The organism is Candidatus Thermoplasmatota archaeon (assembly GCA_035541015.1).
Lineage (GTDB): Archaea > Thermoplasmatota > SW-10-69-26 > JACQPN01 > JAIVGT01 > DATLFM01.
Window position 1 is genome coordinate 1 of sequence record DATLFM010000098.1, and the last position, 14,786, is coordinate 14,786.

At 69.6% G+C, this 14,786-nt stretch carries 12 protein-coding genes; 8 read left to right on the plus strand and 4 right to left on the minus strand.

Annotation, left to right across the window (positions count from 1 at the left end):
- A partial coding sequence (gene glyS, locus VM681_09565; GenBank protein HVL88231.1) for a glycine--tRNA ligase occupies nt 1-971 on the plus strand: 971 nt, incomplete at its 5' end.
- Here glyS and VM681_09570 read toward each other — a convergent pair.
- Nucleotides 968-2,299, minus strand: coding sequence for an acetyl ornithine aminotransferase family protein (locus VM681_09570; protein HVL88232.1), 1,332 nt, complete (start codon nt 2,297-2,299; stop codon nt 968-970). The genes glyS and VM681_09570 overlap by 4 nt on opposite strands.
- Before the next feature lie 190 nt (nt 2,300-2,489).
- Nucleotides 2,490-3,473 (minus strand): inosine/xanthosine triphosphatase, encoded by a 984-nt coding sequence (yjjX, locus tag VM681_09575; GenBank protein ID HVL88233.1) that lies wholly within the window; start codon nt 3,471-3,473, stop codon nt 2,490-2,492.
- 62 nt (nt 3,474-3,535) lie between these two features.
- Here yjjX and VM681_09580 point away from each other — a divergent pair, with 62 nt between their 5' ends.
- The 5 genes from VM681_09580 to VM681_09600 all read left to right on the plus strand — a co-directional run bounded on the left by VM681_09580 (nt 3,536) and on the right by VM681_09600 (nt 9,043).
- A complete protein-coding gene (locus VM681_09580; protein ID HVL88234.1) occupies nt 3,536-3,940 on the plus strand; it encodes a DUF131 domain-containing protein in 405 nt (134 codons plus the stop codon).
- Nucleotides 3,937-4,968: an SAM-dependent methyltransferase gene (locus tag VM681_09585; protein HVL88235.1), complete on the plus strand. Its 1,032-nt coding sequence runs from the start codon at nt 3,937-3,939 to the stop codon at nt 4,966-4,968. Before VM681_09580 ends, VM681_09585 begins: the two co-directional genes overlap by 4 nt.
- A 107-nt stretch (nt 4,969-5,075) precedes the next feature.
- Nucleotides 5,076-7,391, plus strand: a complete 2,316-nt coding sequence (locus VM681_09590) for a fibronectin type III domain-containing protein (protein ID HVL88236.1) — start codon at nt 5,076-5,078, stop codon at nt 7,389-7,391.
- A 12-nt stretch (nt 7,392-7,403) separates the two neighbouring features.
- Entirely contained in the window at nt 7,404-8,564 is a 1,161-nt protein-coding gene (locus tag VM681_09595) for a hypothetical protein (protein HVL88237.1), read from the plus strand.
- A gap of 38 nt (nt 8,565-8,602) precedes the next feature.
- The gene (locus VM681_09600; protein ID HVL88238.1) at nt 8,603-9,043 is read left to right on the plus strand and encodes a universal stress protein; all 441 of its coding nucleotides are present in this window, start codon (nt 8,603-8,605) and stop codon (nt 9,041-9,043) included.
- 121 nt (nt 9,044-9,164) lie between these two features.
- Here the strand turns inward: VM681_09600 and VM681_09605 are convergent, their stop codons facing one another.
- Nucleotides 9,165-10,442 carry a PQQ-dependent sugar dehydrogenase gene (locus VM681_09605; GenBank protein HVL88239.1) on the minus strand — a complete coding sequence of 426 codons (1,278 nt, stop codon included), beginning with the start codon at nt 10,440-10,442 and terminating at the stop codon, nt 9,165-9,167.
- 151 nt (nt 10,443-10,593) lie between these two features.
- Between VM681_09605 and VM681_09610 the strand changes: the two genes are divergently transcribed.
- Nucleotides 10,594-12,042 carry a 2-isopropylmalate synthase gene (locus VM681_09610; GenBank protein ID HVL88240.1) on the plus strand — a complete coding sequence of 483 codons (1,449 nt, stop codon included), beginning with the start codon at nt 10,594-10,596 and terminating at the stop codon, nt 12,040-12,042.
- Between the two features lie 290 nt (nt 12,043-12,332).
- The gene (locus VM681_09615) at nt 12,333-13,544 is read left to right on the plus strand and encodes an AAA family ATPase (GenBank protein ID HVL88241.1); all 1,212 of its coding nucleotides are present in this window, start codon (nt 12,333-12,335) and stop codon (nt 13,542-13,544) included.
- Here the strand turns inward: VM681_09615 and VM681_09620 are convergent.
- Nucleotides 13,528-14,786, minus strand: a 1,259-nt coding sequence (locus VM681_09620) for a hypothetical protein (GenBank protein HVL88242.1), incomplete at its 5' end; no start/stop codon positions are given. The genes VM681_09615 and VM681_09620 overlap by 17 nt on opposite strands.

A 14,786-nucleotide genomic window follows, 5' to 3' on the forward strand; every position in this document is an offset into this window, starting at 1 on the left:
GGCTCGTGCTGGCGGAAGCGCGGCGATGGAAGATGGGCGAAGCCGTCGCCAAGGGCGTGATCGCAAACGGCGCGCTCGGCTACTTCCTTGCGCTCACCGACGAGTTCCTCGAAGCCGCGGGCCTCTCCCCCTCGCGCCTCCGCTTCCGCCAGCACGAGCCCACCGAGAAGGCCCACTACTCCACGGACACGTGGGACGCCGAGTTCCTTTCGCCGCGCTTTGGCTGGGTCGAGATCGTCGGAATCGCGGACCGTACCGACTACGACCTTCGCGCGCACGAGCGCGTCTCGGGCGTCAAGCTGCGCGCGCTTCGCAAGTACGACGCGCCGCGCGAGGTGGAGCACGAGAAGGTCGTGGCGAAGTCGGCGAAGCTGGGCCCCCTGTTCAAGGGCAGGGCCGTCGCCGTGAAGGAGGCGCTCGAAGCGCTCGATCCGGAGACCGTCCGCGGAAAGGAGAAGGTCACCGTGGAAGCCGACGGCGAGCGGTTCGAGGTGCCCGCCGAAGCGTTTGCGGTGCAGCGCGTGCGCGAGACGGAGTCCGGCGAGCTGTACACGCCCCACGTGGTCGAGCCCTCCTACGGCGTCGACCGCATCCTGTACGCGCTCCTCGAATCCGCCTACGCCGTTCCGGGAGGCGAGCGCGAGTGGGCCACGCTCAAGCTCTCCCCGCAGGTGGCGCCGGTCAAGGTGGGCGTCTTCCCGCTCATGGGCAAGGACGGCCTCGACGCCGAAGCCCTGCGCCTCGATCGGGAGCTTCGCGACGCCGGCATCGCCTCCCTGTACGACGATTCGGGATCCATCGGCAAGCGGTACGCGCGCATGGACGAGATCGGCACGCCTTGGTGCGTCACGGTCGATTACGAGACGCTCGAGGGCCAGGGCGTCACGATCCGGGACCGCGACACGGGCGCGCAAACGCGTGTCCCTCGCGAGCGCGCGGTGGACGAGATCCGTCGGCGGCTTTGGGCCTAGCGAGCCGCCCGCAAGCACTCCCGCACGATCTCGACGGCCACGTCGATCTCCTCGTCCGTGACGACAAGCGGCGGGATGTAGCGGATCCCCGACTTGCCGCAAGGCAGGAGCACGAGCCCCTTCTTGTACGCGGCCTCGATCACGGCGTCGCGCTCCTTGGTCGCGTGCTCCTTCGTGCGCCGGTCCTTGACGAGATCGGTCGCCTGCATGAGGCCCAGGCCCCGCACGTCGCCCACGATCGGGAATTCGTCGGGCAGCTCGTCGAGTCGCGCGCGCAGGTGCGCCCCGCGCTTGGCCGCGTTTTCCACAAGCCCCTTCTGCAGCACGTCGATCGTGGCGAGCGAGGCCGCGCAGGCGAGCACGTTTCCGCCGTAGGTGTTGCTGTGCGCGCCCTCGACGTCGAAGTCGAGGTCCGCGCGCGCCACGAGCGCGCCCATGGGCAACCCGGAGGCCATCGCCTTTGCAAGCTGCATCGTGTCGGGCGAGACGCCGAAGTGCTCGGCCGCGAACATCTTGCCGGTGCGGCCAAAGCCCGTCTGCACCTCGTCGAAGCAAAGGAGCATGCCGTGGCGGTCGGCGAGCTTGCGAAGCTCCGCGTGGAAGTCCTTCGGCGGCACGACGTAGCCGCCCTCGCCCTGCACGGGCTCCACGAAGATGGCGGCGACGTCCGAGGCCGGGACGTACGTGGCGAGGAGATGCTTCTCGATGAATTCGAGCGCGGCCTTCGTGAGCTCGGCTGGCTTCTCGTAGCCGTCGAGGTTCCACGGGTTGCGGTACGGGTTCGCGTACGGCGCGTGGTGCACGCCGGGCATGGCCGGGAAGAAGCGGTCCTGGTGCACGGGCTTGCTCGCGGTGAGCGAGAGCGATCCGAGCGTGCGCCCGTGGAAGCCGCCGATGAAGGCCAGGAACTGACGCCGGCGCGTGGCGTACCGGGCCATCTTGATGGCCGCCTCGTTGCTCTCGGTGCCCGAGTTCGTGAAGAACACCTTCTTCGCGAAGGCGCCGGGCGCGATGCGGGCGAGCTTCTCGGCGAGCTCCACCTGCTGCTCATAGTAGTAGTCGGTGCCGGCGAAGTGGACGAGCTGCCCGGCCTGCCGCCGGATGGCCTCCACGACGGCGGGATGGCTGTGGCCGGTGTTCACGACGCCCACGCCGCTTGTGAAGTCGAGGTAGCGCTCTCCGTCCACGCCTGTTAGCCAGCAGCCTTCGCCGCGCTCGACGACGACCGGGCTTGTCTTCGTGGTCTTCACCAGCGCCTTGTGGTCGCGCTCCACGATCTCCTTGCCTTTCTTGCCAGGCGGCGTGGCGGGGACGAAGGGGCGGGGCATGGGATCACGGACCAAAAGGCTACGAATTTCGTAGACTACAAGGTCTGCTGGGGTACATGTGCGTTCCGGGACCGCCCGGTTTCCCGAGCGAATCCGAGCTTCGAAGCCTTGCGGCCATGGATGGGGGCCCCTTGCGAACGAACCCTGCGAGATTCGCAGCTGGCTCGTCGTTGACGACGAGAACCGCAGCCTACGGATCGTAGAGTCGGGGGTTGCAACGGGGGAGCAACGCCATGAGCACCGCCGCCTCGGTAAGCGCCCGCCGTTCCATCGCGCCGCCCGACAGGAAGCCGATGGCGCCCTGCTTGGCGCCGATGCCTTGCGTGCCGGCGAGCTCGTCGATCGCCTGCCCCACGGTCCGCCCACCCTTCACGGCCGCTTCCACGCCGGGCGGGTGGACAAACCCCGGGCCGTGGCCCACGGTCGCGCGGCCGGCCCGGTCGAGCACCACGCAGTGCTGAACGTCGAACAGCCGCCCCGCGCCGGCGTCCCACACCAAGCCCGCCTCGACGCCCACGCCAAGCTGCGCGCGCGCGTTCACGGCAAGCGCGGCGCGGGCGCGGTTGCTTGCGCCGCGAACGATCTCGTCCGTACCGAAGGGCTGCTCGGGCACCCCGGACGAGACCGCATGGGCGCTCACCGTCGCCTTGCCGAACGCGCGACGCGCCACGCGGCGGACCGCGTCGACCTTGACCGGGTTGGCGCTTCCGATCGCGATCCGCGGCGCAAGCAGGCGGCCCTCGGCGTCGATCTCGCCGGCCACGATCCGCGAGGCGCTCACGGGCGCCCCGTCGGCGGCGAGCACGTGGGGCACCTCAAGGACCAAAAGTGGGTGCCGACCGGCCGCGACGCGCTCCTCGTTCAGCCGCTCGGCGGTGGAGCGGGTCTCGGGCGACACCACGATCGCGTCGTAGTCGCCGGCAAGCGCGCGTCCGTAGGGCTCGTCGATGCGGGCGACCGTGGCGCGGGACAACCAGTTTCGTAGTTTCAAGAAATCACGAAGGCTTTTCTCCCGCGCGCGGTACGGCCGCACCTTCCGGCGGCGGCCGCGATTGGCAAGGGCGTCGGACGTGACGCCGAGGAACACGTGCGTGCCGACGGCAAACGCGCGCGCAAAGAGCGCCTCGTGCCCGCGGTGCAGCCGGTCGAAGGTCCCTCCCATGCAGACGCGCATGGGGCGGGCAAGGGGGTGGCCCCGGCATAAACCATTTCAACCGCGGGCCCCGATGCCCCACCGTGCGCGCACTCTCCTTCGCCGGCGCCCTGCTCGTTGCCGCCGGCGCGGCGCTCGTCGGTCACGGCCTCTGGACGGGGCAGCTCCAAGTGTCGCTGTTTGTCGTGTTTCCCGTCGTGCACGGGGCAAGCGCGACGGGCGGGTTGGGGATGCTTGCGCTCTTTGCGGGGTTCGTGCTTTGGATGCTCGGCCGCGTGGGGCTCGTCCCGCCGCCGCAAGCCCCCGGGGACATGCGCGATCCGGCCCCGTCCCCTCGCGTGCGGGGAGGCGGCGTCGTCTTCCTCGGTCCGATCCCGATCGTCGTCGGCACGGATCTTCGCTGGGCCGTGCTCGCGTTTGCCCTCGCCGTGCTCGCCTTCGTGCTCGCGCTTGCATGGTGGCTCCTGCTTCTGCGGGGGACGCCATGACCCCGGCCGAGGAGGCCATTCGAGCGGAGATCGAGCGCGCGGGCGGACGCATCCCCTTCTCTCGCTTCATGGAGCTTTGCCTCTACCATCCCGCGCACGGGTACTACGTCCGCCGTGGACCGGGCCGCGATTTCTACACGGCGCCGCAGGCGACGCCCGTCTTCGGGGAGCTGCTGTGCCGCCAGCTCGCGGAGATGTGGCAGCGACTGGGATCCCCGTCGCGCTTCGACGTGGTCGACGTGGGCGCGGGAAAGGGCGAGCTCCTGGACGCGATCTACGAAGAAGCGCGGCGGACGCCGGGTTTCTCCGAGGCGTTTTGCCCGGTTGCCGTCGAGCCCCACGGCAAGCTCTCGCGCGGCAAGACGCTGGAGCAGATTCCGAAGGAAAGCCTGACGGGCTGCGTCCTTTCGAACGAGCTCTTCGACGCGCAGCCGGTGCATCGCCTGCGCGCCGTGCGCGGGGCGTGGCGCGAGGTGCACGTGATCGTTCGGGACGGAAAGCTGCGCTCCGTGCTCGGGGACCTCACGCCCGAGGCCCGTGCGTACCTCGCGTGGATGGGCATCGAGCCCGCCGACGGCTTGCAGCTTGAGGTCGCGCCCGGCGCCCCCGCGCTTCTCCGCCGGGTGGCGGCCTTGCTGTCCCGCGGATACGTCCTGACGATCGACTACGGCGCGACGACGCCCGAGCTTTTGGAGCGCGGCTCGACGCTCCGCTGCTTCTTTGCCCACCGCCCCGGCGACGACCCGCTTGCCGAGCCCGGCGAGCAGGACCTCACGGCCGACGTGGACTTTGCGTCGCTCGAGAAGGCGGGCGAGGAGGAGGGCCTCGTGAACCTCGGGCTCGTGAGCCAGGGGCGCTTCTTGCTCGCCCTGGGCGGCGCGGAAAGGGTCGTGGCAAGCGCCGACGCGGGCACGCAGCTTGCGTTGAAGAACCTGCTACACCCGGCCGGGATGGGCGAGCGCTTCCGGGTGCTCGTGCAAGCCAAGCGCGCGCCGGGTCCCTTGACCGGCTTGCGGCCACTCGGGTGAGAGTCGCAAATCGTGCGTCGGGTCGTATGAAGGCGCTTCGTACCCGGCCCTCGATACCCCAAGGTAGAAAGCTTGGTTCGTCGCTGCGGCGGCCGGAGGCCGGGGGCATGTCCGCACGCGCGCGCGTAGCCATCTTGCTGGTCGCATTTCTCGTCCTTTCGGCGGTGGGTCCGTTGGCGCAGGCCAACCCCCTCAAGCCCCCGACCTCCCCGCGCGGGCTGACGGCGCAGGTCGGCCCGGGCGCCGGGGAGATTTCGCTTGCATGGCGCGAGCCGGCCAATTCCGGCTCCGGCCCCGTCCTCGGGTACAACGTGTACCGCGACGGGCCGGACGGACGCAGCGAGCGCATCGCTGAGCTCGGCGACGTGCGGAGCTTCGTCGACGCGAGGGCACTCATCGGCGCGCTGATGAAGTACCGGGTCGCGGCCCGCAACCTGGCCGGCGAGAGCGGGCCTTCCAACACCGTCCAGGCGACCGCCGTGGCGTTGCCGGGCGCTCCCGAGAACCTGGAAGCCACGGCCGGGCCGGGGCGCGGGCAGATCGCGCTCGCCTGGCAACCGCCGGCCGACGACGGCGGATCGGCCGTCATGGGCTACCGGATTTTCCGGGGACCTTCGGCCGACGACCTCACGTTCCTCACGCAAGTGGGCAACGTAGTCGGGCACGTCGACGGCCCGCTTGCCGACGCGGCCACGTTCTTCTACGCGGTCAGCGCGCTCACCCTCGCGGGGCAAGGCCCGCAAAGCGTCCCTGCTTCGGCCACGACGTTCGACCTGCCGAGCCCTCCCGTCGGGCTTGCGGCCCGCGCGCTGGACAGTCCGGGCCGCATCCATCTCACGTGGTCGCCGCCCGAGTCCGACGGCGGCGCGCGCGTCGAAGGTTACCGCATCCACCGCGCCGACACGCAGGGCGAGGAGACCTTCCATCGCGAGGTTGGCGGCGACCTGACGGAGTACACCGACGAGGTTGCAAGCGGGGGGACCATGTTCTATTTCCTCACCGCGCGCACGGCTGCCGGCGAGAGCCCCGCGTCCAACGGCGCAAGCGCGACGGCCGCGTCCGGCGACACCGTGACCACGATGGAATCCACCCTTCCCACGGGACGCTACGGCCTTGGGGCCGTGTGGACGGGCACGCACGCCTTCGTCTTCGGCGGCGCAAGCGCGGGGTCTTCCGGTGCAAGCCTGTCGGCCCAACAGGGCAGCGGCCAACTGTACTCCGACATCCTGCGCTACGACGCGGAAGCGGACGAGCTCGTGCCCATGCAGGCCACGCTTCCCGAAGGCATCTGCTGCGGGCCCGCGGTCTTCCACCAGGGGCATGCGTACATCCTCGGCGGGCTCACCGCCGACGGCATCTGCTGCTCGGCTGCCAGCCTCAGCTCCGCCGAGCACGGCGACGGGATCTGCTGCAGCGACACGATCCTCCGCTACGACGTCGCCAACGACGAGATCGCGATCATGCAGGCGACCCTGCTGGACGGCATCTGCTGCGGACCTGCGGTCTCGGACGGGCAGTTCCTCTGGATCTTCGGCGGTCGCGTGCCCGACGCGGGCGCCTCGACGGCGACGGCCGGCGCCGAGGGCGGATGGTCGAACCTCATCCTCCGCTACGACCCGGCCAACGACGAGGTCGTCGCGATCGGCCAGACCCTGCCGGAAGGCATCTGCTGCTCCATGGCCGTCTTCGACGGAACGCACGTGTACCTCTTCGGCGGCGAGACCGCCACGGGCTTCGCAAGCGGCGTGCTCCGGTTCGATCCGCAGACGCACGAGATCGTGGAGATGGGCGCCGTGCTGCCCGAGGGCATCTGCTGCGGGACGTCCGTCTGGAGCGGCGAGTACGCGTACCTGTTCGGTGGAGAGACCGCCGAGGGCATGAGCGGGACCATCCTCCGCTACGACCCGGCCGGGGATCGCTTCGACGTCATGCCGGCGACGCTGCCCGAGGGCATCTGCTGCAACGCGGCCGTCTGGACCGGAAGCAACGCCTTCCTGTTCGGCGGCGCCACGCAGGAGACGGCTACGGACGTGATCCTGCGCTACAACGTGGCGCCCGGCGCGCCGCAAAACGTGGTGGCGCTGCCCGGACCCGGGGTGGGCGACGTTCGGATCCTGTGGGACCCGCCGGCCACGGAAGGAAGCCAACCGGTCGACGGGTACCGCCTTTACCGCGGCCTCGAGAGCGGACGCGCGGAGCTCCTGGCCGAAGTGGGTCTCGTGACGGAATACGTGGACACGACCTGTCCGGCCGTGTCCTTGTGTTTCTACCAGGTGTCCGCCTTTTCGACCGTTGGCGAGGGCGCGCGATCCGACGAGGCCTTCATGCTGGGGACCCAAGTCGAGGAAACAAGCGCGGCTTCGGCGGCGCGGCCGTCTCCCCCGAGCCGCGCCGTCGGTCCAATTCTCGGGGGCCCGACGTAGGGGTCCTGCCGCATGGCCTTCGTGCTCAATCCTCTGGCGATCCCCGGGCTTGCCGCCATGGCCCTTTCGCTTGCCATGGCCGGCCTCATCTACTTCACGGCCCCCTCGCGCCAGCCCAACCGAAGGCTCGCGCTCGTGCTCTTCTTCGAGGCCATGGTGGCGGGCACGGCAACGGGGCTTCTGTACATGGCCGCCGGACGCGCCGACGCCGGCGGTCTGCAGGCCGTCGGAATCACGGCGTTCCTGGCCCTTCCGTTCCTCTACCTCTGGTTCCTTGGCACGCTCGATGGACCGTTGGCGCGCCCGCTCCGCCACCGCGCGGCCGGCGCCGGTCTGCTCGTTGCGCTTCTGGCCCTTGAGGCGCACTGGCTCACGAACCGAAGCGCGTACCTGGCGGACGTCGTTCCCGCGTCGTACGCGCCCTGGGAAGCCGTGGCCGGCCCGTCGCTTGCCCTCGTGAATTGGCTCTCGCTTGCAGTCTACCTCCTCGCCTTGGCCGTCTCGATCCAGGCGCATCGCCAGGCGCGCACGCCCGAGCGCCGCGTCCAAACGAAGGCCTTTGCCTACGCCTTTGGCATCCGGGACGTATCGCGGATCGCGCTCATCGTCTCCGTGTTCGTCTTCCCCCCGGTGGCCGGCGGCGTGGGCGATTGGCGGTTCATCCTGGCGCTTCCGCTCGTCACGCTCGCGTACGTGCCGGTCCTCGCGTACGGCATCCTCACCACGCAGCTTCTGGGAATCGATCTCAAGGTGAAGTGGTCGATCAAGCAGTCCACGCTGATCGCGACCTTCGTGCTCGTGTTCTTCGCCGCGTCCGAGGCGGCCGAGCAGCTGCTGAGCGAGCAGTACGGCGCGCTCATCGGGATCGCGGCCGCCGGCGCGCTGACCCTTTTGTTCAAGCCCGTGGAGAGGTTCGCCGAGCGCGTGGCCGACCGCGCCATGCCCGGCGTGGCGCCCACGCCCGAGTACTTCGCCCAGCGCAAGGTGGGCATCTACCGGACGGCGCTCGAGGGCGTCCTGCAGGACGGGGTCGTCACCCCCAAGGAGGAAGCCATGCTGCGCAGGTTGGCGGAAGACCTGGGCGTCGACTCGATCCAGGCCGGCGCGGTGCGCGCCGAGGTGGAGCGTGCGATGGGCGGCGCAGGCGCCCCGTCCGTCGCCGCCCACGCGTGAGCGCAAAGGCTTTCGTCGTCGAGGGCCGTTGGGCCGCCATGACCCTCCGGATCCTCGTTCCCCTGGACGGCTCGGACCGCTCGTTCCGCGCTCTGGAGACGGGGCTCTTGCGCCTGGCCGGCGCGCCCGGGCTCTCCGTCACGCTCTTCACGGTCGTGCACAAGGGATTCGAAGGCGCCGGCGAGGACGCGATCGCCCGCTTCGACGAGGACGAGCAGGACGAGATCTTCCCGACGGAGGAGAGCGCCCGCCGCATGCTGGAGCGGGCGCGTCAAGCGTGCGCCAAGCTTGGCGTGCCGGCCGTCGAGCGCGTCGTCGTCGGGTCGTACTACGACGAGATCCTGCGCGAGTCCGCGCAGCACGACCTCCTGCTCATGCATAGGCTCGATCCGGGCGAGGTGCGCGAGAAGCTCCGCGGGTCCCGGACGGAGCGTTTGGCGCGCAACGCGAGGACGAGCGTCCTTCTCGTCGACGCGTAGCGTGACCGGGCGGACGGCACGACCGTCGGCACCGTCCCACAAACGCAAACGATTGTCCGGCCGATCAACGATCATGACGACCCGGAAGGCGAGCCGGAAAACGGTCGACCGTCACGCGGCGCTATCGACGGGGCGGCGGGCGCTGCTTCGGGACGAGCACGTCGCGCGCATCTACCGCCCGGAGCCTCACCGCCCCCGCGAGGAGTAGCGCCAGGACGACGGCAAGGACGCCGGGCCCGGCCGTCCGGTTGGGCGGCTGCGTGCCGCCGAGGTGATTGCCCCCATTGCCGTCGTCGCCAGGCGGCTCCTCGTCGGGATCCGGATCGGGGCGTGGCGGAAGCTCGAGCCGCACGATCGAGGTCCAGTTGGAGTACCAGATCGTGTCCTCGTCGAGCCCGGCTTCGAGATCGTTGATGCGCCCGCCCACGCGCCAGACGACCTCGTCCGTCCACGCGCCCGCGGGGCCTTCGGTCATGCGGTGGATCGCGCCCTCGTTCCAGGACGCCCAGTGCAAGGCGCCGCGCAGCCAACCGGCGCCCGTGGGCGCGGCGGTGCCCGTCGGATAGAACTCGCCGATGGGCCCGACGAAACGCGGGTCGTCGCAGGGCTCGGAGAGGGGCTCGTACCGCCGCACGTCGAAGCGCACGGTCCCCTCGCAGTGGGGCCAGCCGTAGTTCCCGCCCGCGACGACGAGGTTCACCTCGTCGCGCTCGGCGTTGCTGTTCTCGGTGACGAAGATCCGCCCGTCGGGGTCGATCGCAAGTCCGTAGAGGTTGCGGTGGCCCATCGAGAAGACGTGACCCTCGAGGTTGTCCTCGTGCGGGCGGCCGTCGGGCCAAAGGCGCAGGACCTTCCCCAGAAACGATTCGGGGTTCTGCGCCTCGTTGGGCTTGTTGTTCTCGCCCGTCGTCACGACGAGCGAGCCGTCGGGCGCAAACGCGATGCGCCCGCCGTTGTGCAGCTTGTCGGCCGAGAGCGTGAGGAGGACCGTCTCCTGCGATCCGGCGATCCGGGAGAGCCGGTTCGTTCCCCCATCCGGGTTCTGCGGGTCGGCCACCGTGTAGTACACGTAGAAGACGCCGTTGGCAAGCACGTCGGGGTCGAGCGCAAGGCCCAGCATGCCGCGCTCCACGCCGTTTGGAATGGGGGGCGCGTGGAACACGACCGTGCGTTCGTCCGTTCGCGGGTCCCAACGCGTCACGTTTCCGGAGTAGTACTCGTTCCACCAGACCGAGCCGTCGGGCGCAAGCGCGAAGTCGATGGGCCCAAAGAGGTTCGTGAGGACCGTGACGGAGCGCGTGCCCTCCCACTCCGGCACGAGCGGCCGGGCGCTTGCCGCGGGCAACGAGGCGGCGGCCGCGAGGGTCGCGATGGCAAGCAGGATGCCCCAGGCTCGCATCGTACCTCAAGCGGGCGCGGCGCCCAAAGGCGGTCGTACGTGGCTCGGCACGGACGCGCCGTCGGTGCGCGGCGACACGCGCGGATTCCGGCTGCCGCCAGGGCGAAGCTTATAACGTTTCACCCGCTTCCCCGCCCTCATCGGTGACGCCGTGAGCCCCAGCGAGTCGCGGGACGAGCTTCTCTCGCGCATCAAACGCGAGTCGCTCGACCTTCCCGACTACCAGATCGTCGACGTGCCCGAGCCCCAACTGTACCACGACATCTTCCCCTTCTCCGAGGCCCCCCGCATCCCGCTCGACGGCATCGTCTTCCCGACGGACGTGCCGCGCGACATCTGGATCACCGACACGACGTTCCGCGACGGCCAGCAGAGCCGCGAGCCCTACACCGTCGAGCAGATGGTGAAGCTCTACGAGATGGAAAAGCGCCTCGGCGGCCCGAACAACAAGATCTCGATGTCCGAGTTCTTCGTCTACACCGAGCGCGACATCCAGGCCGTGAGCCGGTGCCTGGAAGCCGGCAAGGGCTCGCCGCAGGTCACCGCCTGGATCCGCGCGACGAAGAACGACGTGAAGCTCTTCAAGGAGACCGCGGACCGCATCCGGCGCGAGACCGGCCACGAGCTCACCGAGACGGGCATGCTCACCTCGATCTCAGACTACCACATCTTCTACAAGTTCGGCACGGGCTCCGCGCGCAGCAAGGTCGTCGCCGAATACCTCGAGCTTGCCGAGGAGGTCCTGAAAGCCGGCTTCACGCTGCGCTGCCACTTCGAGGACTCCACGCGCGCCGACACCTTTGGCGTCACCGTCCCCTTCGCGCGCAAGCTCATGCGCCTGTCGGAGAAGTACGGCCAGCGCGTCGTCATCCGCTACCCCGACACGCTTGGCGTGGGCGTCCCGTGGGTCGAGGCGGCGCTTCCCCGCTCGATCCCCAAGCTCACGTGGGTGCTCCGCCACATGGCCGGCGTGCCCGCCGACTGCCTCGAGTTCCACGGCCAGCAGGACTTCCAGCTTGGCATCCCAAACGCGACGGCCGCCTGGATGTACGGCGCCGCGCGCAACAACTGCACGCTCCTTGGCATCGGCGAGCGCGCGGGCAACGTGCCGCTCGAGATCATGGTGTTCATGTACGCGGGCTTGAAGGGCGGCTTCGACGGCATGGATTCCCGCGTCATCACCGAGATCGCCGACTACTACCAGAAGGAGCTTGGCTTTGCGATCCCGCCCTACTGGCCCATCGCGGGCAAGAACTTCAACGTCACGCGGGCGGGCATCCACGCCGACGGCATCCTGAAGAACATCGAGATGTACCTGCCCTTCGACACGGAGAAGCTCTTGAACCGCCCGCCGGGCGTGGGCATCACGAGCTACTCGGGCGCCGCCGGCATCGCCTTCTGGATCAACTACTACTTCGGGCTCCACGGCCCCGAGAAGGTGGGCAAGGATCACCCGGGAATCAAGCGGATCGTCGACGAGACGAACAAGCTCTGGGAATCGGGCCGGACGACGGCGCTCTCGGACGAGGAGATGGCCGCGTACGTCGCCCGGCACGCGCCGGACGTCTACGGCAAGTACAAGGACCGGATCCGCCGCTGACGGGCTCCGTGGCGCCTAGGCTCTCGCGAATCCCGACAAGCTCTCGCGAGAAATGATATAAATGGACCCTTCCTGACAAGATTGTCGAAGGGAGGGTCCTTTCGCCCCCTCTGAAAACAGTCCACGTTTTCCTCCCTCCCTTCGCACCCTTTCTCTCCGAGCGAAAGCAGCGCTGCGATGAACATTCATCGGAGCGCGATGATCGTTCATCGCACGCCCGTCGCGACACTTTCGGCAACCCCCGGAGAACCCCTTAATACCCGTCCGCGGGATGGTGGCCCGAAACTATCATGCGCGACCTCATCGAACAGGAGCTCCACGGCCCCAGCGTCTTCAAGGACCAGTCGAAGCTCTCCTTCGACTACGTCCCCGACGAGCTTCCCGGCCGCGAGGAGGAGGCGGGGCAGCTTGCGCAGGCCTTCCGGGGGCTCCTTTCCGCCCGCGTCCCGGTGAACGTCACGATCACGGGCCCCGTGGGCGTGGGCAAGACCGCCCTCTCGAAGCGCTTCTGCATGGAGTTCCACCGCGCCGCCGAGAAGCGCGGAACGCGCGTGGAATGGACCGAGGTGAACGGGCGCAAGAAGCCAAGCGCAAGCGCCGCCCTCCTCAAGATCCTCCAGCACTTCGAGCCGCGCTTCCCCGACCGCGGCTTCTCGGTGTCGGAGATGCTCGACAACCTGCGCGCGCAGCTTGCCCGGCGCGAGGCCCACCTCATCGTCGTGCTCGACGAGGCCGACTTCTTCGTGAAGCGCGCCGGCTCCGAGCTCATCTACGACCTCACGCGCTTCAACGAGGACGGCTCCGGCGGCACCGTGAGCCTCCTCCTCACCGGCCAGCAGCACCCGCGCGCGGCGCTCGACGAGGCCTCCGCGAGCACGCTGAAGATCGCCGCCGAGATCGCGCTTGCCCGCTACGGGGCCGAGCCGCTTTCGCGCATCGTGCGCCAGCGCGTCGGGCTTGCCTTCCACCCGAGCACGGTGCCCGACGACCTGCCGGAGCTTCTCGGCGAGATCGCGGCGGAGTTCGGCCAGGGAAGCGCCCGGTACGCGATCGAGCTTCTCGAGAAGGCGGGCATCGTGGCCGACGGCGAGGGCCGGTCGCGTCTCAACGCCGAGGACGTCCGCGTCGCCAAGGCGGAGACCTACGGCGTGGTGAGCGAGGCGAAGCTTCGGGACCTCGACCGCCACCGGCAGCTTGCGCTCCTTGCCGTCGCGCGCGCCTTGAAGCGCGGCGACGCGTTCGTGACGACGGGCGAGGCCGAGAAGCGCTACGCGCTTGCGTGCGAGGAGCACGGCGAGGCGCCGCGGGCGCACACGCAGTACTGGAACTACCTCAAGGACCTCGAGGCGGCGGGCCTTCTCACGGCGCGCCGAAGCGGCAAGGGCATGACCGGCGCCACGACGCTCCTGTCGCTTCCCGACGTGCCCGCCCGCGTGCTCGAGGAGAAGATGCTCGAGATCCTCGGCAAGCGCGGGTCGGACGGGCTCACGACGGAACCGTGACGACGACGCGCACCTCGTTCGAGCGCGCGTTGTCGCCAAGGAAGCTCCCCACGACCGCGTGGGTGCCCGGCGCCGTGCCGGGATCGATTTCGACGTACAGGGGCAGGAACTTCGCCTCGCCCGGCGCAAAGGACGTCACGGTGAAGTCGAAGAAGAGGCCGAAGAACAGGTTCTTGAACGCCGATCCGAAGACCTCCGCGAGGTTGGGGTCCGGGGAGCCGTACCAGTCCCAGCCGTAGGTCGCGTTGAGGCCCGCCCGTTCCAGGCGCGGGTGGACGTTGGGCGCGCTTCCCACGCGCGACGTCTCGCCGACCCGGATCCAAAACGTTTGGTTCTGCCCTTCGCGCAGCTCGACCGCCGCCTCCGTTCCTCCGGTCGCAAGCTCCGCGCGAAGCGCCGCCTCGAAGCGCGGACGGTCGTTCGTCCACCACTGGACGGCGGAGAGGTCGAGGCTTGCGCGCCCGCCCGTGACGTCGATCGTCCCCGAGCCTTGCGCGACGTCGATGCGCGCGTCGGCGGACGGTTGCGTCGCGCCGCGAAGCTCCAGGCGCCCGCCGGGCGCTTTGAGCGCCACGGAGCCGGATCCGACCTGGACTGCGACGGGCGTCTGCGGCACGAACGAGGCGCTGCCCATGGCCAGCCCGTACCGACCGGGGCGCAGCCAGACGTCGCCGGGCTCGCCCTCGTTGGATCCGGGCATGGGAACCGAGAATTGCGTCACGAAGGAGAACCGCGCCTCGGTCGCGCGTGCGCCGTCGGCGCCGGCCGTGAAGGACACCGCCGGTTCCACGGGGCGGAGCAACGGCGGCGGTTCGAGGCCCGCGTCCACGCGCAGGCGTCCGCCGGCGGCCTCGATCGCAGCCGAGCGCACGGTCCACGATTCGACGCCCGTCACGTCGAACTGCGCGTTCGTGGAGAGCCGGATCGTCCGATTCTCGAACGTCTGCACGCTTCCGTCGACGCGGCGGAATTCGCCGCTTGCGTTGAGAACGGTGACGGAAGAGAAGATCTGCAGCGCCGGGAACCCGGGCGGGCTTGCGGGCGGGCGTTGGCCGACGCGGAACGAAGCGGAGGAGGCGGCGAGGGCGGCGTTTGTCGTGGAGACCCGCTCGAAGGCGCCCTCGAAGCGCGCGGGGTGGGGCGCCTTGCGCTCGTCGTCGGCGCGGTAGACGTAGTCGAAGGCGGCCGGGTCCTCGGGGGGCTTTGGACCAAACGCCGTGATGCAGCCGGACAGGCCGGAGC

Bases quoted from the DNA above. Each gene is read 5' to 3' on its own strand.
- VM681_09615 (HVL88241.1), top strand. From the start codon at position 12,333: ATGCGCGACCTCATCGAACAGGAGCTCCACGGCCCCAGCGTCTTCAAG.
- VM681_09585 (HVL88235.1), top strand. From the start codon at position 3,937: ATGACCCCGGCCGAGGAGGCCATTCGAGCGGAGATCGAGCGCGCGGGC.
- VM681_09590 (HVL88236.1), top strand. From the start codon at position 5,076: ATGTCCGCACGCGCGCGCGTAGCCATCTTGCTGGTCGCATTTCTCGTC.
- VM681_09605 (HVL88239.1), bottom strand. From the start codon at position 10,442: ATGCGAGCCTGGGGCATCCTGCTTGCCATCGCGACCCTCGCGGCCGCC.
- VM681_09570 (HVL88232.1), bottom strand. From the start codon at position 2,299: ATGCCCCGCCCCTTCGTCCCCGCCACGCCGCCTGGCAAGAAAGGCAAG.
- VM681_09595 (HVL88237.1), top strand. From the start codon at position 7,404: ATGGCCTTCGTGCTCAATCCTCTGGCGATCCCCGGGCTTGCCGCCATG.
- yjjX (HVL88233.1), bottom strand. From the start codon at position 3,473: ATGCGCGTCTGCATGGGAGGGACCTTCGACCGGCTGCACCGCGGGCAC.
- VM681_09600 (HVL88238.1), top strand. From the start codon at position 8,603: ATGACCCTCCGGATCCTCGTTCCCCTGGACGGCTCGGACCGCTCGTTC.